The organism is Lentihominibacter hominis, assembly GCF_014385065.1.
GTDB lineage: Bacteria > Bacillota > Clostridia > Peptostreptococcales > Anaerovoracaceae > Lentihominibacter > Lentihominibacter hominis.
Genome location: NZ_JACRTA010000002.1, coordinates 103,565 through 124,972, shown reverse-complemented (window position 1 = coordinate 124,972; position 21,408 = coordinate 103,565). Strand labels below are relative to the sequence as shown.

General features: G+C 40.6%; 20 protein-coding genes and 1 tRNA gene. All 21 read right to left on the bottom strand.

Going from position 1 to position 21,408, the window contains the following annotated elements; translation table 11 throughout:
- Positions 1-87: 87 nt before the first annotated feature.
- The 21 genes from H8692_RS05855 to H8692_RS05755 all read right to left on the bottom strand — a co-directional run bounded on the left by H8692_RS05855 (position 88) and on the right by H8692_RS05755 (position 21,154).
- The gene (locus H8692_RS05855; RefSeq protein ID WP_187525228.1) at positions 88-849 is read right to left on the bottom strand and encodes a double zinc ribbon domain-containing protein; all 762 of its coding nucleotides are present in this window, start codon (positions 847-849) and stop codon (positions 88-90) included.
- The gene (gene recD2 / locus H8692_RS05850; RefSeq protein ID WP_177267618.1) at positions 849-3,071 is read right to left on the bottom strand and encodes an SF1B family DNA helicase RecD2; all 2,223 of its coding nucleotides are present in this window, start codon (positions 3,069-3,071) and stop codon (positions 849-851) included. The genes H8692_RS05855 and recD2 overlap by 1 nt, the downstream gene beginning before the upstream one ends.
- 17 nt (positions 3,072-3,088) lie before the next feature.
- Entirely contained in the window at positions 3,089-4,051 is a 963-nt protein-coding gene (locus H8692_RS05845; RefSeq protein WP_177267617.1) for a 3'-5' exoribonuclease YhaM family protein, read from the bottom strand.
- Between the two features lie 97 nt (positions 4,052-4,148).
- Positions 4,149-5,048 (bottom strand): DMT family transporter, encoded by a 900-nt coding sequence (locus H8692_RS05840; protein WP_187525227.1) that lies wholly within the window; start codon positions 5,046-5,048, stop codon positions 4,149-4,151.
- A 191-nt stretch (positions 5,049-5,239) separates the two neighbouring features.
- Complete coding sequence (gene tuf / locus H8692_RS05835; RefSeq protein ID WP_177267439.1) at positions 5,240-6,433, bottom strand: elongation factor Tu; 1,194 nt, start codon at positions 6,431-6,433, stop codon at positions 5,240-5,242.
- A 123-nt stretch (positions 6,434-6,556) separates the two neighbouring features.
- Positions 6,557-6,633: transfer RNA gene (locus H8692_RS05830), tRNA-Thr, on the bottom strand.
- A gap of 91 nt (positions 6,634-6,724) precedes the next feature.
- Positions 6,725-7,345, bottom strand: coding sequence for a sigma-70 family RNA polymerase sigma factor (locus H8692_RS05825; protein WP_187525226.1), 621 nt, complete (start codon positions 7,343-7,345; stop codon positions 6,725-6,727).
- 3 nt (positions 7,346-7,348) lie between these two features.
- Positions 7,349-8,074, bottom strand: coding sequence for a 23S rRNA (guanosine(2251)-2'-O)-methyltransferase RlmB (rlmB, locus tag H8692_RS05820; RefSeq protein ID WP_177268729.1), 726 nt, complete (start codon positions 8,072-8,074; stop codon positions 7,349-7,351).
- Between the two features lie 18 nt (positions 8,075-8,092).
- The gene (locus H8692_RS05815; RefSeq protein ID WP_177268731.1) at positions 8,093-8,578 is read right to left on the bottom strand and encodes a dihydrofolate reductase; all 486 of its coding nucleotides are present in this window, start codon (positions 8,576-8,578) and stop codon (positions 8,093-8,095) included.
- 30 nt (positions 8,579-8,608) lie between these two features.
- Entirely contained in the window at positions 8,609-9,439 is an 831-nt protein-coding gene (gene thyA, locus H8692_RS05810; protein WP_187525225.1) for a thymidylate synthase, read from the bottom strand.
- A gap of 18 nt (positions 9,440-9,457) precedes the next feature.
- Positions 9,458-9,844 carry a Mini-ribonuclease 3 gene (locus H8692_RS05805; protein ID WP_177268735.1) on the bottom strand — a complete coding sequence of 129 codons (387 nt, stop codon included), beginning with the start codon at positions 9,842-9,844 and terminating at the stop codon, positions 9,458-9,460.
- Position 9,845: 1 nt separating this feature from the next.
- Positions 9,846-11,243, bottom strand: coding sequence for a cysteine--tRNA ligase (cysS, locus tag H8692_RS05800; protein ID WP_177268737.1), 1,398 nt, complete (start codon positions 11,241-11,243; stop codon positions 9,846-9,848).
- On the bottom strand, positions 11,230-12,018 hold the full coding sequence (gene cysE / locus H8692_RS05795; RefSeq protein WP_177268739.1) for a serine O-acetyltransferase: 789 nt from the start codon (positions 12,016-12,018) through the stop codon (positions 11,230-11,232). Before cysE ends, cysS begins: the two co-directional genes overlap by 14 nt.
- 174 nt (positions 12,019-12,192) lie before the next feature.
- Complete coding sequence (locus H8692_RS05790; RefSeq protein ID WP_187525224.1) at positions 12,193-13,293, bottom strand: peptidoglycan DD-metalloendopeptidase family protein; 1,101 nt, start codon at positions 13,291-13,293, stop codon at positions 12,193-12,195.
- Positions 13,294-13,473: 180 nt separating this feature from the next.
- Complete coding sequence (locus H8692_RS05785) at positions 13,474-14,325, bottom strand: PHP domain-containing protein (protein ID WP_187525223.1); 852 nt, start codon at positions 14,323-14,325, stop codon at positions 13,474-13,476.
- A gap of 8 nt (positions 14,326-14,333) precedes the next feature.
- Complete coding sequence (locus H8692_RS05780) at positions 14,334-14,879, bottom strand: DJ-1 family glyoxalase III (RefSeq protein WP_177268745.1); 546 nt, start codon at positions 14,877-14,879, stop codon at positions 14,334-14,336.
- A gap of 3 nt (positions 14,880-14,882) precedes the next feature.
- Complete coding sequence (locus tag H8692_RS05775) at positions 14,883-15,809, bottom strand: ABC transporter permease (RefSeq protein ID WP_187525222.1); 927 nt, start codon at positions 15,807-15,809, stop codon at positions 14,883-14,885.
- Positions 15,810-15,811: 2 nt separating this feature from the next.
- Positions 15,812-16,888: an ABC transporter permease gene (locus H8692_RS05770; protein ID WP_177268749.1), complete on the bottom strand. Its 1,077-nt coding sequence runs from the start codon at positions 16,886-16,888 to the stop codon at positions 15,812-15,814.
- Positions 16,888-18,408 carry an ABC transporter ATP-binding protein gene (locus H8692_RS05765; protein WP_346727753.1) on the bottom strand — a complete coding sequence of 507 codons (1,521 nt, stop codon included), beginning with the start codon at positions 18,406-18,408 and terminating at the stop codon, positions 16,888-16,890. Before H8692_RS05765 ends, H8692_RS05770 begins: the two co-directional genes overlap by 1 nt.
- Positions 18,409-18,525: 117 nt before the next feature.
- Positions 18,526-19,629 carry a BMP family ABC transporter substrate-binding protein gene (locus H8692_RS05760; RefSeq protein ID WP_177268751.1) on the bottom strand — a complete coding sequence of 368 codons (1,104 nt, stop codon included), beginning with the start codon at positions 19,627-19,629 and terminating at the stop codon, positions 18,526-18,528.
- A 112-nt stretch (positions 19,630-19,741) separates the two neighbouring features.
- Entirely contained in the window at positions 19,742-21,154 is a 1,413-nt protein-coding gene (locus H8692_RS05755) for a glutamate synthase-related protein (protein ID WP_187525221.1), read from the bottom strand.
- Between the last annotated feature and the right edge of the window lie 254 nt (positions 21,155-21,408).

The following is a 21,408-nucleotide window of genomic DNA, read 5'->3' as shown; positions in this document are numbered from 1 at the left end:
AAATTTCTGTCCAAAACTTATTTTGTCATGCAGAACAAACACAGAAACCTTGTTCTTAGAGCAATACTTAAAATGCTATAACTAACGCTATACCATTTTCGGTTTCCGGTTGCCTCCCGATGCCAATGTCAATAAAAATATATCCTCAGCTCCCTTCTCCAGAAGCTCTTTGCTGCAGGCATCTGCTGTAGATCCGGTAGTGTATATATCATCCACCAGCAAAATACGCTTTGATCTAACAGTCTTTTGCCCTGTTTGCGAAATACAGAATACATTCTTTAAAACATTCTCACGCTCAACAGGAGAAAGGCCTCTTAGAAAAGGCGTATCCCTTTTCCTCAAAAGAATATCTTTGGCAACAGGCACACACCATCTTGCCGAAAGATTGTCTGCCATAAGTACCGATTGATCGTAACCTCGCTTCCTCAGTCTTTCTGCTCCTACAGGTATAGGTATTATAACATCTATCTGTATATCTTCACAAGCCATACGATCATAAAGAATATCTGCAAATTTCTCAGCCAGATATGATTTTCCCCTATATTTAAAATCAAACAATAGCTCCCGTTCATACATACCATACGTTAAACAGCTATATCCTTTGCTGAAATAATGACTATATGTCATGCAATCATAGCAGAACCGTCCTTTATATGTCTGAGGAAGAGCCTTTCCACATTTATCACAGGTTCTTCCGTTTATCCAGTGAAGCTTTCCCATACACTTATCACACAGAGAATAATTTCTGGTTTTATCTATTAGGCTTCCACAGCTTATACAGTATATATTTGACGGAAATATTGCTTCAAAAATTATTTTCCCTGCTCTTTCCAATACTCTTTTTATCACTATATCCCTTCCATACCCATAAGGCGCTTCAGCCGTATTCCAAGACCTGAAAATCGCTCGCTTATCCGGTCATTATCCACCATTGAATTCAGCTTGTTTTCTGATCCTACCAGAACTACAGACTTTTTTCCTCTCGTTACTCCGGTGTACAAAAGATTCCTCGTTGCCAACATCGGAGGAAACCAGCTTACAGGCATTATCACTATCGGAAACTCGCTTCCCTGACTCTTATGAACAGTGATGGCATAAGCTAATTCCAGCTCGTCCAGCTGATTAAAATGATATGTAACATATCTTATTTCATCATAGACTACAGTAATCTCATTAAATTCTCTGTCCACCTTCTTTATAAAACCGACATCTCCATTAAAAACTCCTTCTCCCTCTGTAAAATCCTCAAGATTTTTCCATGTCATCTGATAATTGTTCTTTATCTGCATGACCTTATCACCCTCTCGAAAAATACGTTCTCCCAGCTGTTTTTCTTCAAGTCCTGGCTGGGGAGGATTCAGTACCTCCTGCAGTTCCTTATTAAGATTTATACTTCCCAATATGCCTTTTCTTACCGGAGTAAGTATCTGTATATCTGCAGTGGGCGACACATCCTTATAATATCCGGGAAGTCTGGTAAGACACAGATTCTTTATAGTCTCCAACATCTCTTTTTCACTTCCCCTTCTGAGAAGAAAAAAATCTTTATCTTTAGCATTGCAGTCAGGATATTCTCCTCTGTTTATTCTGTGAGCATTGACTACTATCATACTTTCTTTGGCCTGTCTGAATATTTCAGTCAGTTTAGTACAATATATATATTCACTGTTTATTATATCCCGCAGCACATTCCCTGCGCCTACCGACGGAAGCTGATCGGCATCACCCACTATTATAAGGCGTGTCCCCGGCCTTACAGCACTTACAAGGCCATTCATCAGCATCAAATCTATCATAGAAGCTTCATCAACAATAACAGCATCATAATCGAGAGGATCTTCTTTAGTCTTTCCAAACCTCATCATATTTTCACTTTCTGAAAAATAGTATTCCAATAGTCTATGTATAGTTGACGCATAATGTCCCGATGTTTCGGTTATTCTTTTTGCCGCTCTTCCCGTAGGAGCAGCTATTGCAGTTTTCAGTCCACTTTCCTCAAGTATATTTATTATAGTATTTATTATAGTTGTCTTCCCCGTTCCGGGGCCTCCTGTTATCACCGATACACCCATATTCAGGGATGTTATGACTGCATGCTTCTGATTTTCCGAAAGATATATACCGGTGGCGTTTTCAGTTCTGCTTATAAGACTGTCAACACCCCCTGATATTGGTTTAAGCTCAGCACTGTTTATGGCAGCCAGTCGCTTGCATACATTCTGCTCTGCCATATAATATGCTTCCAGAAACACCACATTCCTGCCGTCCAGATTTTCTATACGGATATCACCTGAAAACGCCATAGCCGGAAGCTCATCTTCTATCAGCTGTATAGACAAATCCAAAAGCTGACCTGTTTTCTCACATAAAATATTTTGAGGCAAAAACGTATTTCCTTCTCCGGCAAAATAAGAAAGAGTAAATTTAACACCGCTCTTTATTCTGAATTCGTCATCTTCCGCAACCCCCATTTTCTCGGCAATCTTATCGGCTTTTTTAAAACCTATGCCAAATACATCTTCCACAAGCCTGTAGGGATTTTCTTCCACCGCTTTTACCGTATCCGCACCATATACCTGATAAAGCTTCATGGCATAATCCGCACTTATCCCAAACTGCTGCAAGTACAACACAATATTAGCAAATTCACGATGTTTTCCGAATGCTTCAGCTATCCGCTGCGCTGTCTTTTTCCCTATTCCTGAAACTTCCGTAAGTCTTTGCGGCTCCTGCTCTATTATTTTTAAAGTATCAATCCCGAATCTTGATACTATAGCTGATGCTGTTTTACGGCCTATTCCCTTCATTGCCCCGGAAGAAAGAAATTCTTTTATGCCATCTTTTGTAGACGGCATGATCTCTTCGAATTCTTTTACAGAAAACTGTTCCCCATAAGTTTGATGTGTGATGAATTCACCCCTCAACACATATCCCCTTCCCACACTTGCCGAAGGTATATTCCCGACTGCCGTGAAAGCTTCTGTCTCAGTCTCAAAAACGGCTACTGTATAGCCGTTTTCATTATTATGAAAAATTATTTCCGCTATCGTTCCCTGTTTTTCTTCTAACATATCATTAATTCATCTTATTACCATTCTGTGACTTTATACAAGTTTCTGTTGTCAAGAGTCCAGACTCTGTCACTGAAACTTCCGGGTTCTGTCTTCTCAAGAGCTTCCTGCATATCAAACATCTTAGCATCTATCATATCCAAATAATGAAGCATCTCTGCCTCAGGGAAAAGCGGTTTCTTAGGACTGCCGAACTCAGGTTCATAATGATGAGAAAGTATCATATGCTCAAGCATTACAGCTTTTTCTCTGGGAATATCAAGCTGATCAGCCAGCTTATCTATAACTCTGACACCCTGTACAAGATGACCCAGCATCTTGCCTTCAAAAGAGTACCCTGTTGAAATTCCAAGTTCATTAGATTCTATTTCATTTATCTTTTCCATATCATGTAGTATAACTCCTGTCATAACAAGCTCCCTGTTAAGATTAGTATATACCTCACAGGCTTTTTCCGCCATCATCAACATACGCTTTATATGATATAAAAGTCCTGACATTTCCGCATGATGATTCTTCTGCGCTGCCGGGTAATACATCAATTTTTCCTTATTATCAGTAAGCTGTTTCAGACAGATGTTCCTAAGATCTTTATCTTGAAAATTATCTGCTTTGTCATATATGTATGAATACATATCATCAGCAGCTTCAGGAGCAGCTTTTATATAATCCATCATAACAATACTGTCTTCTGCCGATGTCTGTCTTATACGACTTACTCTCAGCTGCTTCATTCCGTTCCATTCAGTAACCAAAGCCTTCACTTTTATGATGCTGCCTTCTTTGATCTTCTCCAATCCGGGCATCTCTTCATCGGCTATATCCCACTTTTTTGCTGAAATTTCACCTGTTTTATCCGCAAGAAGCAGATCCAGATATGCTTTCTTATTGGATCCTACTTTTACAGCCACTGTTTTAACTATAAAATATGATATGACTTCCTGATTAGTCTTAAACTCTGAAATATATATGTCTTTCATCTAATCTGTAACCTCTTATTTTACCTTTCTTATTTCTACACACTTTATTTTAATCATTTTATGTGGAATGTATGTGATTTTATGTAAATTTCTTACATTATTTCCCATCAGCTCTCATCTCGGGAATCTGCGCGATTATAAATGCACCGAACATAAGCACACATCCCATGATCTCACGCGCCGACATGGTTTCATGAAGAAATAATGCTCCGCATACCGCTGCAAAAAGAGACTCAAGACTCATTATGACAGTCGCTATAGCCGCAGATGTATATTTCTGACCCGCAATCTGAAGAGTGAATGCTATACTGACTTCAAGAACTGCAACGTATAATATAGGCACTATACAATCTATGACAGACTGAAAGGATATAGTTTCCGCAAATACAGCAACAACACCCGAAACTATACCCGCAAACATGAACTGCATAAAGGAAAGCTTCAATACATCTGTCTTTTCCGAGTAATGATCTATAAGGATTATCTGGAAGGAATATGCCACCGCACACCCCATGACAAGACCGTCTCCTATCTGTATTGTAAATCCATCTGTTATACAAAGAAGATAAAGGCCAAAAGCAGCTACGGCTATACCAAACCATGTGAGCGCAGGAACCTCTCTCTTTAAAATAATCAATATTAAAGGAACTATTACAATATCCATAGAAGTTATAAAGCCAGCCTTACCCGCAGTCGTATAAACCAGTCCAACTTGCTGAAGCGATCCTGCGACAAAACTGGCAAGACCGCAAAAAAATGCTCCTTTAAGCAGATTTTTGTTACGAAAAAAAACTATCTCCGCCTGTCTTCCTTTTCTTTCAGTCACCACATCCCGTATAAAGATTACCGGCAAAAGTACCAAAGCCCCTATCACATATCTGAAAGCACTGAAAGAAAAGGGTCCTATGTGATCCATTCCCATTTTCTGAAATATAAATGCAGATCCCCATATTATTGCTGCGAGAAGCAAGTATATCTCACCCTTGAATCTAACCATAGTATACCTCTGTCTTCTCAAATCTCACATTCTATTATATATAATTATATAGTAATATCGTAAAAATTCATAGCTCAAAATCAACTTATCAAATTCTGATCTAAATAAATATATACATTTTTTAAATCGATATTTACTATATGACACAAAAACGAGCCTTAAGTAAGGCTCGTTTCCTATAGGTGTTACCCTTATTCTATGATCTCTGTTACTACTCCGGATCCTACTGTCCTTCCGCCTTCTCTTATAGCGAATCTCAGTCCTTCTTCAATTGCTATCGGTGTTATAAGTTCGATAGTCATTGTGATGTTGTCTCCAGGCATACACATCTCTGTTCCTTCCGGTAACTGAAGATCTCCTGTTACATCTGTTGTTCTGAAGTAAAACTGCGGTCTGTATCCGTTAAAGAACGGTGTATGTCTTCCGCCCTCTTCCTTCTTCAGTACGTATACTTCTCCCTTGAACTTTGTATGCGGATGGATTGTTCCCGGCTGCGCCAGTACCTGTCCTCTTTCGATCTCATCTCTCTGTACTCCTCTTAAAAGAGCTCCGATGTTATCTCCTGTCTCAGCCTGATCTAACAGCTTTCTGAACATCTCGATTCCGGTTACTACTACCTTCCTCTTCTCTTCTGTAAGTCCTATGATCTCTACTTCCGCTCCTACTGTAAGGCTTCCTCTCTCTACTCTTCCTGTCGCTACTGTTCCTCTTCCTGTGATGGAGAATACGTCCTCTACCGGCATGATGAACGGCTTATCATTATCTCTTTCCGGTTCAGGTATATATGCGTCAATCTCTTCGAACAGCTCTACTATCTTATCTCCCCATGGACCTGCAGGATCTTCCAACGCCATCAGCGCTGATCCTCTTACTATTGGTGTGTCGTCTCCAGGAAATTCATACTGGTCGAGCAGTTCTCTTACTTCCATCTCTACCAGATCAAGAAGCTCTTCATCATCCACCATATCGCACTTGTTTAAGAATACTATGATGTATGGTACTCCTACCTGTCTTGAAAGCAGAATGTGCTCTCTTGTCTGCGGCATTGGGCCGTCTGTTGCTGCCACTACCAGGATCGCTCCGTCCATCTGGGCTGCTCCTGTGATCATGTTCTTTACATAGTCAGCATGTCCCGGGCAGTCTACGTGCGCGTAGTGTCTATTTGGCGTCTCATACTCTACGTGAGCTGTTGCGATTGTGATTCCTCTTTCTTTTTCTTCAGGCGCTTTGTCGATCTGATCGAATGCTACGTCTGATCCCAGTCCGTATCTCTGGTGAAGTACTGTTGTGATTGCCGCTGTGAGCGTCGTCTTACCATGGTCTACGTGACCGATCGTTCCGATATTGATATGCGGTTTGTTTCTTTCAAATTTCTGTTTTGCCATTTTAATTCCTCCTAATTAAAATAATGCGTAAAGAACAAAGTCGGCCTCCGCCGATTCTTTTCGATGGTGGACTTTGATTCACAGTCCGTCAATATCGCAAAGCGATATCCATACATATTAAAATGGAGCTGCTGAGCAGACTTGAACTGCCGAACCTCTTCATTACCAATGAAGTGCTCTACCTACTGAGCTACAGCAGCATACCAATATTAATTATGGTACTATATTTTATATGACGTGTCAACTAAATTGCAATCTCTTGAGCCGATTTTAGAACACGTTTTTCACACGTTAGTTCCATAAATAATTTACTATTTTTTTCTTGACTCTCTGCATAGCATTATCTATAGATTTTATACTTTTTCCCAGCTTCGCTGAAATCTTTCTGTAATCATTATCTTTGAGTACTTCACTTAAAACCTGCATCTCAAAATCACTGAAAACATTATCCCCGTTATTTCTTATATAATAAGCTATATCCTTAAGTACAAGAAGCTCTTCCGGATCTTCTTCCATATTTGTCTTGAGCGTATCCGCTATAGTTAAATCCTCATTTTCCGGCTTCAGAGGATTGCTCAAAGGAACAGATGTATTAAGCGCCCTGTGTTTGTCCCTTGCCGCTGATCTGATTGCGCTTATTATCTGCCGTGTTATACATATATTGGCAAATGTTTCAAATGATGCTGCTTTTCCGGCATCAAACTGTCTGATTGCCTTAAGCAGTCCTATCATACCCTCCTGAACTACATCATCTTCATCGGCACCTGCCATGTAATACATCTTTGATTTTATCCTGACAGTTTCCTTGTATCGTCTCATCAGCCTTTCTTCAGCATCAAGGTCGCCGCCTTGCGCCATAACCGCCAGATCGCTGTCAGAGAGAATACAACTGTTGCAGTCAATTTTACACATACATTACTTCCTCTGTCTTACAACTTCATACATTAATACAGATGCTGCATTAGATGCATTCAGAGAACTTATCTGTCCTTTCATAGGAATAGATACGACAAAATCGCACTTTTCTTTCACAAGCCGACTTATTCCCGCTCCCTCTCCTCCTATAACAATACCCAGAGGTCCTGTAAGATCATGCTCATAGTACAGATTATCTCCCATATCACATGCTCCTATCCAGATGCCTTTTTTCTTAAGTTTCTCTATTTCACCGGCTATATTGGTGACCTTTGCACAAAGCATATATTCCACCGCTCCGGCAGATGTTTTTGCCACAGTCTCTGTAACAGATACAGAACGTCTTTTGGGAATGATTATCCCATGAACCCCTGCACACTCGGCAGTACGCATGATTGCTCCCAGATTATGAGGATCTTCAAGACCATCCAAAATAAGAATAAATGGCTCCTCACCTCTGCAGGCCGCACGTTTTAAAATATCCTCCACACTGCAATATTTATAATCCGATACAATGGCTATGACACCCTGATGTACTCCTCCTGATGCAGTTTTATCCATCCTTTTTTTTTCACTGTAATAAACAGGAATATGTTTATCCCTCGCTTTAGCGGCTATTTGCTTTACCGATCCCTCAGCGCCTTTAGCCAATGTTATTTTTTCTATTTCTCTATTACTTTTCAACGCTTCCAACACAGCGTTTCTTCCTATTATTATTTCCGACATACTACCTCACAAATGTCATTATGGCCTGCTGTATTTTAAAAATCTGTAGAATATACCTTTTTCCTGCTGAAGTTCACTTTCCCATGTCACAGTATATCCAAGCTTGTCAAGATCAGGAAAATATCTGTCAGCTTCAAACTCAGCGTCTATCTTTGTGACATAAAAGGTATCACAGTCATCCATAAACTGTTCATACACCTGCGCTCCCCCTGCAATAAAAATTTTTTCCGTATTATATTCCATCAATTTTTCCATAACCTCTTCTTTCGAATGACATATAAGACATCCTTCTTTCTCATAGTCTGTATCGGAAGTTATGACTATATTGGTCCTGTCAGGGAGCGGCTTTCCTCCGGGAAATGATTCCAGCGTCTTTCTGCCCACTACTATAATATTACCTGTGGTTTTCTGTCTGTAATATTTAAGATCCCCGGGTAAATGCACCAGAAGACCTCCGTTTTTCCCTATGGCCCAGTTTTTGTCCACAATTACAATTGCATTCATCTTTTCTCCTTCGCGCATGTGCCTTTTATTTCAGACTGCTATAGGTATATTTTTTATCTGAGGATTCTTCTGATAATCTTCAACCCTGATATCATCTGTTGTAAAATCATAAAAATTCTTTACTTCAGGATTTAGTATGAATTTAGGAGCCGGATACTGAGGTCTTTCTATCATTTCACTTATAATATCCACATGCCTGTCATATATGTGAGCATCAGAAATAACGTGAACAAGCTCTCCCGGCTTCAGACCTGACACCTGCGCCATCATATGAATCAATACCGAATACTGCACTACATTCCAATTATTTGCCGCCAGAATATCCTGAGACCTCTGATTCAGTATACCGTTCAATCTGTTTCCGGTAACATTGAAAGTCATGCTGTAAGCGCATGGTTCAAGTCCCATCTCCATTAAATCGTCAAATTTATATATATTTGTCATAATTCTTCTGGAATACGGAGTATTCTTAAGCTGCCACAACACATTGTCCACCTGATCCATTTCGCCATGAGGGAACTTATATTTTACACCCAGCTGGTAGCCGTAAGCTTTGCCTATAGACCCATCTTCATCTGCCCACTCGTCCCAGATATGGCTGTTTAAGTCTTTTATATTGTTTGACTTTTTCTGCCAGATCCATAGCATTTCATCAACTGCAGATTTTATAGCTGTAGGCCTTAGTGTCAAAGCCGGAAATTCTTCCTGCAAATCATACCTATTGACAATACCGAATTTCTTTATCGTATGAGCAGGAGTTCCGTCCTCCCACCTGGCTCTGACTATCTGTCCTTCGCTGGAAAACCCGTCATGGAGAATGTCCCGACACATATTTACAAATAATTTATCAGCTTTACTCACTTTATCTCCTCCCATGTCTCATTTGCCTATTATCGCTATAGCTTTTGACAAAACACTTTCCAGACGTTCATTCTCATCTGCCAAATACAAGTATCCCACCAGAGCTTCAAAGGCAGTCGCCCACTTATATGTTACAGGATCGGCATTTTTTGCTTTTGTATTGTATTTTCTGTTTCTTGCCCTCTTCACAAGTTTCTGTTCCACTTCAGAAAGTTCATCAAACATGGTTCTTATTATTTTAGCCTGTGCTGAAGCATTCACAAAGTCCGTTGACAGCTTATGCATATTACCGACATGATACGATCCTTTTTTTATTACATGTTCCCTTACTGCCTGTTCATACACGGCATCTCCCATATATGCCAGAGCTGTAGTATTGATCTCGTTCAAATTTTGTATTTTCATGTTATTCCCTGATTATCTGGACTCCCTGAGGCGTATCTTTGAGAGTGATTCCTCTTTCCTTCAGCAGGTCTCGAATTTCATCAGCCCTTGCAAAATCTTTCGCTTTCCTCGCCGCCTGTCTTTCATCAACTAAACTCTGTATATCATCGTCGATTTCATTTGTATCATCCTTTTGCAGAAGCCCCACCACGTCAGCCAGCTCCATCAACATATCAAGACTCTTTTTAGCAAACTCTTTGCTGGCGCCGTCTTTTACTGCTGTATTTATAGCTGTTATAAGCTCGAATATGGCAGAAATAGCATCCGCCGTATTAAGGTCATCGTCCATCGCAGCGATGAATGCCTTCCTGTATTTATCATAACCTGACAATGTTTCTCTCTCTGCGTCTGTCATTTCTCCCGATCCATTTTCCATAAGATGTCTGAGGTTCTCCTTCGCATTTTCCATTCTTGCCAGTCCTGCCTTGGCTTGCTCCATAAGAGCATCACTGAAATTTATCGGATTCCTGTAATGTCCTGAAAGCAGGAAAAATCTGATAACCTCTCCGTCATAATCCTTAAGTATATCTCTGACTGTAAAGAAATTACCCTTTGATTTCGACATTTTCTCATTATCAATCGTTATATATCCATTGTGCATCCAATAATTGGCAAATGGTGCTCCATTGCAGCATTCAGACTGAGCAATCTCGTTTTCGTGATGCGGAAACTGAAGATCCTGACCTCCTGCATGAATATCTATAGTATCTCCAAGATGTTTTTTTGACATGGCAGAACACTCTATATGCCAGCCGGGACGACCTTTTCCCCAAGGGCTTTCCCATGCTATTTCGCTTTCTTCCTTCTGGGCCTTCCATAATGCGAAATCCAATGGATCTTGTTTTATATCACCCACTGCTATCCTTGCTCCCGACTCAAGATCTTCTACGTTCTGCCTTGAAAGTTTTCCGTATCCGTCAAATTTTCTTGTCGAAAAATAAACATCACCATCTGCTTCATAGGCATATCCTTTATCTACAAGGGTACTGACAAAATCTATGATCTCAGGAATATGCTCTGAAACCTTAGGATGAACATCCGCCTTTTTAACATTCAGAGCCTTTGCATCCTTATAATATTCTTCTATATATTTTTCACTGACTTCAGAAGCTGTTATGCCTTCCTCTTTAGCTTTATTTATTATTTTATCGTCCACATCCGTAAAATTCTGAACGAATTTCACTTTATATCCTCTATATTCCAAGTATTTTCTCAATGTGTCAAAAACCACGAAAGGCCTTGCATTTCCTATATGGAAATAATTATATACTGTAGGCCCGCACACATATATTTTTATAATGCCGTCCTCTATCGGTCTGAGTTCTTCTTTTTTTCTCGTAAGTGTATTATATACCTTCATCTTTTTCCTCCGATTCCTCATCCGGTCTTTTATCTCCGTATATATCTTCTTCATATATCTGAACAAAAGTCCCGTCCTGGATCTCCTTCACAATATTGGCATACTGACAATCGCTGTCGCATCTGACATGAGTCTCTTCGCCGAATTTCTCTATGAACAGTTCTTCCAGCTCCACTACTCGCCTTCTAAGACACTCCAGCTCTACGGCCACAGGATCCGGAAGATCTACCTGATCCAGTTCCTTAGTAGGCTTACCATGTCTTCTTACTATGGTGCCCGGTATCCCTACGACTGTACAACCATCCGGGATCTCCTTCAACACTACAGACCCTGCTCCTATTTTTACATCATCCCCTACTTTGAAAGGTCCCAGTACTTTAGCGCCGCTGCTTATAACGACTCTGCTACCTATGGTAGGATGTCTCTTTCCTACATCTTTGCCTGTACCTCCCAGAGTGACGCCCTGATATATAGTCACATCGTCTCCAATCTCAGCAGTTTCTCCTATAACTACAGCCATTCCATGGTCTATGAAACATCTCCTGCCGATGACAGCCCCCGGGTGTATCTCAATACCTGTGAACCACCTTGTAAGCTGGGATATCATTCTCGCAAGCATCTTAAGCTTATGTTTATAAAGCCAGTGAGCAGGTTTATGCCAGATGAGCGACCAAATGCCAGGATAACACAATAATACTTCGAGGCTTGATCTTGCTGCCGGGTCCTGCTCCAATACCGCTTTTATATCCTCTCTAACGTCTCTGAAAAATGCCATTATATCTTCCTTCTATACATGAATTTCGGTTCCCCTTTGAAACTGAAAAAGCAGGTATCCATACCTGCTTTTTATAATATCATATCTATTCGGTGGATTCAATGAAGGTTCTTAAAAAGTACCATGTTAAATCGTCTGCCTGCTCTTTATCTTTCAAAAATTTCGATTGGCATCTTACAAGTCCAGAAAATCCAGAGGATTGACACAATTTCCGTTTATTATCACCTCAAAATGAAGATGTGGTCCTGTGGAATTGCCTGTGGATCCTACGAGCGCTATCTTTTCTCCTTTACTCACATGCTGCCCCTGAGATACAAGTAATTTACTGCAGTGAGCATAATAGGTCTGCATACCATTACCGTGATCTATTTTGACAAGATTACCATATCCTCCGGAAACTCCCGAAAAATACACCTGACCATCATCTGCAGCGTATATAGAGTTTCCCTGAGCCAAAGCAAAATCTATGCCACTGTGCAGCCTTCCCCATCTCTGTCCGAATCCGGATGAAATATATATATTATCTATAGGATTGCCAAGAGTCTCATAGACAGCCGACGGATCATATGAAACATTGTCTCCGCTGTAATTGCCGGTTCCGCCTCCATACCCGTCATAATTTTTTGTTCCGGTCAGGACTATTTCTTCCTGAGGTTCTTCGAGAACTTCTTCTTCAAGTACTTCTTCTCGGATGCTTCGGCCGTTTTCTTTAACTACTTTTTTTACAACTTCCTTTGTTCCTTCCTTTCCCTCTGTCTCCACCTTTTTTTCTCCGATATACATATCAGGCTCCGGTTTATATTCCTGTTCAAACTCTATAGGTTCCTGCTGCACCTGTTCTTCAGTAGTAACTACTGTAAGATAACTTTCACCGTTTTTTCCTTCCGATAAAAGTTCTTTCGCTTCTTTTTCGGTCAGGATATCCGGAGCTTTATCTCCATTTTTGATCTCCATCTTCTCCGTTTGTGTTTCTTCCTTCACCTCGATATCCAAAACAGTTCCGCTGCCTCTGCGGTACTCTTCTATCACGTCGCCGACCACTTCTTGAGCCGTCTGCTGGGAGTCTACCAATGCGATCTTTTCTCCATCTATCGTTATATACCAAGGAGGTGTTATTACTTCTCCATCAGCCAAAACTACCGGGATATCCTTTCCCTCAGGTGACATTATTGCTCCTGCCATTATAGAAGCTGCCATCAGTAATGCGCCTGCGATAACAAAAATCAACATTCCCCTGCGGGGGACGGGCGCCCCGCTTTCCATAAAGCTTTTCATAATAAATTCTTCCTTTGTGATTTTTTCCCTCTCGGGATTTGTTTTCCATTTCCTTTAGGAAATAGTTTCCTTAACTATTATTCCCATATCCTTTTTCTTCATACACACAAAGAAAAAGCATCTGAAATATTGAATCCTCATCAAATCTCAAATGCTTTCATTATTATTTTTTATAATACTTTATGCTGTCGGTTCAGCATAACTGTAATCAGCCCCATGAAAATCAGAACCTCTGGTTATCAAAAGATCATACTTTTCAGCTATTTTAATAAATCGGGCAGTATGCTCAGAATTCTGATCCGGATGATAGCATTCCAAACCTTTAAGCCCTTTATTTTTTAACTCTGTTATTATTTTCTCCATATTAAAGAAAAATTCTTCACTGCCGGGCTTGCCTATATGCCTGGTTTGTATAGGATGTGCCAGCACCGCAAAGCCTCCTGCCCTGTTTATAACATCAATGGCTTGCTCTGCAGACAACTTTTCTTTCTTAACAGTTTTAGCCTTAAAGCTTTCTAAAAAATGACCATCTTCAAAAGCCTCCCGATAATCTTTCACATATCCTTTTTCCGCAAGAGCTCTGGCTATTACAGGTTTGCCTACGAACCCGCCCGGCTGCTTTTTTTCCAGTTCGTCAAGATATATATCATATCCCATATCCCGCAAAACACCTATAAGTTTCTCATTACGACTATGCCTCCGTTTCGCAAGATCTGAAACAATCTTTCTGAAACCAGGATCATCTGTGTCCATATCATATCCCAATATGTGAAGTCCTATGCCAGCTTCCAGTTCTGTTGCCAGTTCTATACCAGGTATTACCACAAGGCCTTCTTCTTTTCCCTCAGTCAAAGCCTCTTTTACTCCGCCTGTTCCATCATGGTCAGTTATAGCTATAACTGAATATCCCATAACTGCGGCCTTTTTTACTATAGATGACGGACTTGCCTGTCCGTCGGAATAATAAGTATGAATATGAAGATCCACCTTATGAATATCCCTCTCCCCTACAACCCTTTCAATCATGCTCATGATTTTCTCTATCTGATGCACAGCATATCTTTTGCTACGTCATCGGATACTTCCTTTCCCATTATACTTTTTACAAGAGTCAGAGCGAATTCCATAGCAAGAGCCGGTCCTCTGCCTGTTATAATATTCCCGTCTACTGTCACAGATTCTGCGCTAACTTCAGCGCCTTCCAGAGTTTCTTCCATCCCCGGATAAACAGTGGCTTTCTTTCCTTTCAAGATTCCACATGATCCAAATATCATAGGAGCTGCACATATGGCCGCAAGCTTTTTACCCTTTTGAGCAAAATCTTTTATATGTGATGTGAGACCATCATGAGCCTGCAGATTTGCCGCTCCGGGCATTCCTCCGGGAAGAACAATCATATCGCATCTGCCATAATCCGCATCTTCATAAAGAATGTCTGATTCCACAGGCACACCATGTGTCCCTGTAACAATACGGTTCCGGGAAACGGAAACCGTTTTCGTATCTATGCCGGCTCTTCTAAGAACATCCACTACAGTCAACGCTTCTATTTCCTCAAATCCTTCAGCCAGATGAACATATACCATTAATCATCGCTCCTCTCTAAAGTAATTATTCCCCAAATCAGCGGGAGGCTGACTATCTTTTTTCTTTTTATATGTACTGAATATAACAATCAAAATCGTAGCTACATATGGAATCATATCAACAAGATATTGTGATATATTGAATCCCATTGCCTGAAGTTTGAGCCCCAATATGCTGAGGCCTCCGAAAAGAGCCCCTCCGAAAAAGCCTTTTATAGGATTCCATGCTACAAAGATAACGAGAGCTACAGCTATCCAGCCCCTTCCGTTTACTATATTTTCCTGCCATATCGGCATACGTACAAGGGAAAGATACGCTCCGCCAAGACCGCAAAGAGCTCCTCCTATAAGTATGTGTACATACTTATACAACGTTACATTTATACCTGAAGCGTCAGCTGCCGCATTGCTTTCCCCAAGAGCTTTAAGGTTCATGCCCATCCGTGTCTTATACATATAGACGGCTGCAAGAGCGCATAATATATAACTTAGATATACGAACATATCCTGTCTGAAAAATATAGGCCCTATAAACGGTACATCTCCCAAAAGTGGGATCGATATCTTAGCGAAAAACTCAGTTATCTGAGAAGGCGCACTGGTCCCAAGCATTGATTCACCTACGAATTGAGCAAACCCCGTTCCGAATATAGTCAATGTAAGCCCGCAGACAATCTGATTCGCTCTGAGAGTAACGGTTAGCACAGCAAAAATCAGCGCTCCTCCTGCTCCTGCCACAGCGGCAACCAATATTGCCGCAATGGCGTTTTCTGTATTCAAAGCCGCTACAAACCCCATCACCGCTCCTATGAGCATCATTCCTTCCACACCCAGATTAGTGCTTCCCGATTTTTCAGTTATGAGTTCACCGAGAGTGGCGAAAATCAACGGAGTTCCCGCTACTATACATGCCGCTAAAAAATCAGTCATGATTATGCCACCTCCTCTTCTTTATTTCTTCCTATATGTACTTTATATCTCATGAAAAACTCGCTTCCCAAGATGAAAAACAGAATAAGCCCCTGTACAATATCTGATACCGCACTTGGAACTCCCAGTGCAATCTGTATATATTCTCCTCCCTGTACGAGCATAGCAAATACGATACATACAAAAAATGCTGTTCCGGCATTAAGTTTAGACAGCCACGCAGGTATTATAGCAGTGAAGCCATAGTTATTGGCTATTCCATATACCAAAGACTTCTCTACTGCAGAAACCTGTATCATTCCTGTTATTCCACACAAGCCTCCCGATATCAGCATAGCAGTAACTATTATCCGGCTTATATTCATGCCGGCATATCTTGCAGTCTCGACACTCTCTCCTACTACAGCTATTTCGTACCCTTTCTTGGTATGCTTCATGAAAAAATATACAGCTACAGTAGCAAGTATAGCCAGTATCCAACCTATATGTATACCTCCCAGCACCGGAAGTTCAGCACTTGCAGGAAATCTGGGTATCCTCGGAAATCCATTGACAGACGGATCTCTCCATGGACCATACTGAAGATATGTAACAAACTTTATAGCCACATAATTCATCATAAGTGTGAATATTGTCTCATTAGTTCCTAATTTCGCTTTAAATATGGCCGGTATAAAAGCCCATATTCCTCCGCATATAACTGCCGCCACTATCATGAGAAAAAGCATTACGGGCTGCGGAAGATCCGGGCTGAGATTAAGCGCCACCCATGTAGCTCCCAGAGCTCCCATTGTTATTTGTCCTTCTGCTCCGATATTCCAGAACTTCATTTTAAATGCTACAATTATCCCCAGTGATGTTATTATCAATGGTACGGCCTTGACTATGGTTTGCTTTATTCTCAGTTCAGTTCCCAGGGACCCTAATATGACTTCCTTAAAAATATGAAACGGATTCAATCCAAAAACAGCGAGAATAACTCCTGCGAATACTATTGAAAGAAAAACAGCCAGTACTGTTATCAATAATTCTTTGCTTCTGGGAAGATCGTCACGCTTAGTAAGTCTTATAAAATCCATTACGCACTCACCTCCTCTTCTGTTTTTCCTGTCATCAGAAGACCTATATCTTCTTTTGTCACCTTATCAGGATCTACTATCCCCGTTATTTCTCCATGACACAGGACAACTATTCTGTCGCACAGATCCATCAATACATCTAAGTCCTCACCGACAAACAATACTCCTACGCCGTTTCTTTTCTGTTCATTGAGAAGTTCATAAATCTTATAAGAAGCTCCAATATCGAGTCCCCTAACAGGATATGCCGTTATCAGGACCTTTGGCGATGAATCTATTTCCCTGCCCAGCAATACTTTCTGAACATTTCCGCCTGACAGCTTTTTAACCGGGGTATATATACTCGGAGTCTGAATGTCCAAAGCTTCCACCAGTCTTTCAGCTTTTTTGATACAGGGTCCTCTATGAAGTATAAAACCGGGACGATTCTGATAATCTTTCAGTATTATGTTATGCACTATATCCATTCCTCCGACAAGCCCCATTCCAAGACGGTCTTCAGGTATAAATCCCATACGTATTCCAAGTCTTATTATATCCCTGGGAGTTTTCCCCACTATATTTTCCCCATCAAAAAAGATTCTTCCTTTTTGAGCTTTTATCAAACCCGCTATAGCTTCACACAATTCTTTTTGCCCACTGTTGGCTACTCCTGCCACACCCACAATCTCATGAGATGACAATTCAAAACTTATATCAGAAACAGCTTCCTTTCCCTCTCCGTCAAGAACCGTTATTTCATCAAGATTAAGAAGCGTTTTTTTATCCCGGAATTTCTCCTTTTCTATAGACAGGTCAACTTTTTTTCCTACCATCATCTCTATAAGATTGGAAACCTGAATATCTTTTGTTTCAACAGTTCCTATGGACTGTCCTTTCCTAAGTACCGTAACTCTATCGGAAATCTCCATCACTTCATTAAGCTTATGTGTAATAATTACTATAGAACAGCCTCGTTCCTTCATATTTCTTATTACCCTGAAAAGTTTTTTTATTTCCTGTGGAGTTAATACTGCGGTAGGCTCGTCCATGATAAGGATCTTCGCTCCTCTATATAAAACCTTTATTATTTCCAGTGTCTGTTTTTCTCCCACTGACATATCATAGACCTTTTTATCAGGATCCACGTCAAGGCCATACTGATCTGAAAGGGTTTTAACCTTCTTTGTAAGACTTTTGCCATGAACGAAAAAATTCGTGCGCTGCCCTATTATAATATTTTCCTTAGCAGTCATCACGTCTACAAGTTTAAAATGCTGATGTATCATTCCTATGCCCATTCTTATCGAATCCTTTGGCGATGAAAAATGGACTTCTTCTCCGTTGATCTTAATGTGTCCGGAATCAGGTGTATATATTCCAGACAACATATTCATCAGTGTTGACTTCCCTGCGCCGTTTTCGCCAAGTAATGCATGAACCTCCCCTTTTCTGACAGAAAGATCCACATTATCATTGGCTTTATGCGATCCGAAGCTTTTGCTGATATTTTTCATTTCTATTGCAAGATTCTGCTCCACTGTATTCCTCCGTATACGCTGCACCGATACTTCCTTTATAAATAGTATAAGGGGAACTATATAGTTCCCCTTATTACTATATCATAATATTAGTTTTTTATAAATATGATAATTTTACTAGTTGGAAGTTGCTGTCACGCCTTCAATCTCTTTGTTGATCTTCCAGATCTCTTCATCTGTCAATGTCTGTCCGTCCTTGCAGAGAAGGCTTCCGTCAGTATATTTAATTTCTCCGGAGAATACATCAAATTCGCCGTTTTCCATCTTGGCCTTTACTTCCTCAATCTTCTTCAGTGCATCCTCAGGAACTGCCGATCCAAAATCATCTATACAGATCAGACCACTTTCCATAGAACCGTAATAGCTGAAAGGCTTATTCCCTGTCGGTTTCCACTCACCAGCGAGAATCTTTTCGAATGTCGGAGTAAAGTATGTTGCCATATCCCAATAAGGGGCTGTCAGATAGCTGTCTCCTGCAACATTGTTATCAGAGTTCCAACCTGTAGTATAGATTCCTGCTTCTTTAGCAGCAAGCTGTGTAGCAGTCGAATCAGCATGATAAGTCAGCACATCGCATCCTGCCGCAATAAGCTGCTCAGCGCCTGTCTTCTCAATCTCAGCATCTCCCCATGTATTGATATAGATAACCTTTACCTCAACATCCGGATTTATTGCCTGAGCTCCCAAAGTAAATGCATTAATCCCTATCTGTACTTCTGTATAAGGGTATGCTGCCACATATCCGAGAACGCCTTTCTCACTGGCTGCTGCAGCAGCCATCCCGCTGAGATATCTGGCTTCTTCCATAGAACCGAAAAAGTTTTCCATATTTGTATCATTCTGATACGTTCCGGAAAAGTGCAGGAACGTAATGTCATCATAGTCTCCGGAATTGGCCAGTTCATCCATGATCTCCCCATATCCGAACGAACATCCTACTACGATAGTACATCCCTGATCAATAAAGTTCGTTACAGCATCCTTAATGGCCTGTGCATCATTTTCACCTAAATTTTCTTTTATAAGCAGCTCAAGACCATTTTCCTCTGTTGCCTTTTCAAGGCCTTCATTCATACTCTGCGTGAAACCGCCATCGTTTACATTTCCGATATAAAGCGCTCCCACTTTACCGTTTTCACCCTTGCTGCTGTCGTCTCCTCCACATGCAGCCAAAGCAAATACCATAATTGCGGCTAACAATACTGTTAGTACTTTTTTCATCTTTCTAATTCCTCCGTGTAAATTATTGTGATATTTCTTCGTATATTATAATATTTATTTTTCATTAGTCCAACAAAAAAATGTATTAAAAGTAATTTTTTTGTCAGGATTTTTACGCATGACTTATATTTGTATATCTTGATATCTCGTGATTCACTGTTACAAGATCGTCTGTTGACAAGTCATGAACAGATTTATTTCCTGTTATCCTTGCAAACATTTTTAATTCTTCCCGCGAAACATTAAGAAAATTAGCCACTCTCTGAGCTGCCGCATCCACCTTCAGTCTGTTTCTGAGATCCTCGTTTTGGGTTGCTATCCCCACAGGACAGTTTCCCGTTCCACAGATCTTATACTGCTGGCATGCTGCCGCCATAAGTCCTGCCGAAGCTATTGCCACAGCATCGGCTCCCATAGCAAGAGCTTTTGCAAAGTCAGCGGATACTCTCAGACCGCCCGTTATAACAAGTGAAATATCAGAATCCACCGAATCAAGATATTTTCTTGCTCTATAAAGCGCATAAACTGTAGGTACTGTTGTCGCCTCTCTAAGCATATAAGGACTCGATCCTGTTGCTCCGCCTCTCCCATCTATTGTTATGAAATCAGGCTCTGCAAATACACAATGTTCAAGATCCTTTTCTATCCTCCCCGCTGCAATCTTGATTCCTATCGGTCTGCCTTCCGAACGCCTTCGAAGCATACTCACCATATCTTTAAGATCCTCTTTGGAATTTATCTCAGGGAACTTACTGGGGCTCTGTATATCTTCACCCTGTTTTTTCCCTCTTATTTCAGCTATCTGAGCGGTTACTTTCTCTCCCGGAAGATGTCCTCCCATTCCGGGTTTTGTCCCCTGTCCTATTTTTATCTCTATGGCGTCAGATGATCTGAGATTTTCATCAGTAACACTGTATTTATTTGGAATATATTCAAAAATATATTTATATGCTTCTGCTCTTTCTTCAGGAAGAATTCCTCCCTCTCCGCTGCATATTGCAGTATGCGCCATAGCCGACCCCTTCGATAGCGCCGTTTTTATCTCTTTTGATAAAGCTCCGAAAGACATATGAGAAATGTAAACAGGATTATCTATTACCATAGGTTTTTTTGCATTTTTGCCTATAACTGTTTTTGTATCTACTTCATCTTCATCATCAAGCGGAGGAGGATTAAGCTGTGCGCCTAATATCAGTATATCATCCCAATTAGGCATAGGCATCTGAGTACACATGGCTGAATCAAGAGATTTCCCTGTAACTGCCATTTCATGTATCTCTTCCATATATCTGCATGATTTATCATGTCTTATGAAATTCTGATCATAACTGAGATCCTGCTCTGCCTCTCTTGCATCATCAGGAGATATAAAGGAATCCGCACTCTTTTCAGGGCCCTTTTTCTCATCTCCTTCCGGCTCCAATTCTATAAACATATCCCCCGGCTGAAAACACACCGGACATCTTTCAGGTGGTTCATTGCCCTCGTATACGTATCCGCATACCGAACATTTAAATTTTTTCATTTCGTCTCCCCTTTCATCTTACTTGAAGACAACATCCTTTTTTACCTATTCTAATCATATATCTTATTTTTGCCATAATGTCAATAGCAATACCTTCTTCAAAAACGGCTTTTATATTCTTAAAAATTTTTATTAAAAACAACGCTGTTTCAGTTTTTATGCCATTTCTTTCCGTTTCCGTATGTCATAAGTGATTTGCATGGAAAAATAAACAGCTACGGCTAAATTATAAAAAAATGAAGCCCATACGTTAT

What these genes read in the sequence shown, in the direction of transcription:
- H8692_RS05815 (WP_177268731.1), bottom strand. Translation starts at nt 8,578, where the DNA reads ATGAATGCAATTGTAATTGTGGACAAAAACTGGGCCATAGGGAAAAAC.
- tuf (WP_177267439.1), bottom strand. Translation starts at nt 6,433, where the DNA reads ATGGCAAAACAGAAATTTGAAAGAAACAAACCGCATATCAATATCGGA.
- H8692_RS05755 (WP_187525221.1), bottom strand. Translation starts at nt 21,154, where the DNA reads ATGAAAAAATTTAAATGTTCGGTATGCGGATACGTATACGAGGGCAAT.
- H8692_RS05785 (WP_187525223.1), bottom strand. Translation starts at nt 14,325, where the DNA reads ATGAGCATGATTGAAAGGGTTGTAGGGGAGAGGGATATTCATAAGGTG.
- H8692_RS05805 (WP_177268735.1), bottom strand. Translation starts at nt 9,844, where the DNA reads ATGAAAATACAAAATTTGAACGAGATCAATACTACAGCTCTGGCATAT.
- H8692_RS05825 (WP_187525226.1), bottom strand. Translation starts at nt 7,345, where the DNA reads ATGTGTAAAATTGACTGCAACAGTTGTATTCTCTCTGACAGCGATCTG.
- H8692_RS05775 (WP_187525222.1), bottom strand. Translation starts at nt 15,809, where the DNA reads ATGACTGATTTTTTAGCGGCATGTATAGTAGCGGGAACTCCGTTGATT.
- H8692_RS05790 (WP_187525224.1), bottom strand. Translation starts at nt 13,293, where the DNA reads ATGAAAAGCTTTATGGAAAGCGGGGCGCCCGTCCCCCGCAGGGGAATG.
- H8692_RS05845 (WP_177267617.1), bottom strand. Translation starts at nt 4,051, where the DNA reads ATGAAAGACATATATATTTCAGAGTTTAAGACTAATCAGGAAGTCATA.
- recD2 (WP_177267618.1), bottom strand. Translation starts at nt 3,071, where the DNA reads ATGTTAGAAGAAAAACAGGGAACGATAGCGGAAATAATTTTTCATAAT.
- cysS (WP_177268737.1), bottom strand. Translation starts at nt 11,243, where the DNA reads ATGAAGGTATATAATACACTTACGAGAAAAAAAGAAGAACTCAGACCG.
- H8692_RS05760 (WP_177268751.1), bottom strand. Translation starts at nt 19,629, where the DNA reads ATGAAAAAAGTACTAACAGTATTGTTAGCCGCAATTATGGTATTTGCT.
- H8692_RS05780 (WP_177268745.1), bottom strand. Translation starts at nt 14,879, where the DNA reads ATGGTATATGTTCATCTGGCTGAAGGATTTGAGGAAATAGAAGCGTTG.
- H8692_RS05840 (WP_187525227.1), bottom strand. Translation starts at nt 5,048, where the DNA reads ATGGTTAGATTCAAGGGTGAGATATACTTGCTTCTCGCAGCAATAATA.
- H8692_RS05770 (WP_177268749.1), bottom strand. Translation starts at nt 16,888, where the DNA reads ATGGATTTTATAAGACTTACTAAGCGTGACGATCTTCCCAGAAGCAAA.
- cysE (WP_177268739.1), bottom strand. Translation starts at nt 12,018, where the DNA reads ATGGCATTTTTCAGAGACGTTAGAGAGGATATAAAAGCGGTATTGGAG.
- rlmB (WP_177268729.1), bottom strand. Translation starts at nt 8,074, where the DNA reads ATGTCGGAAATAATAATAGGAAGAAACGCTGTGTTGGAAGCGTTGAAA.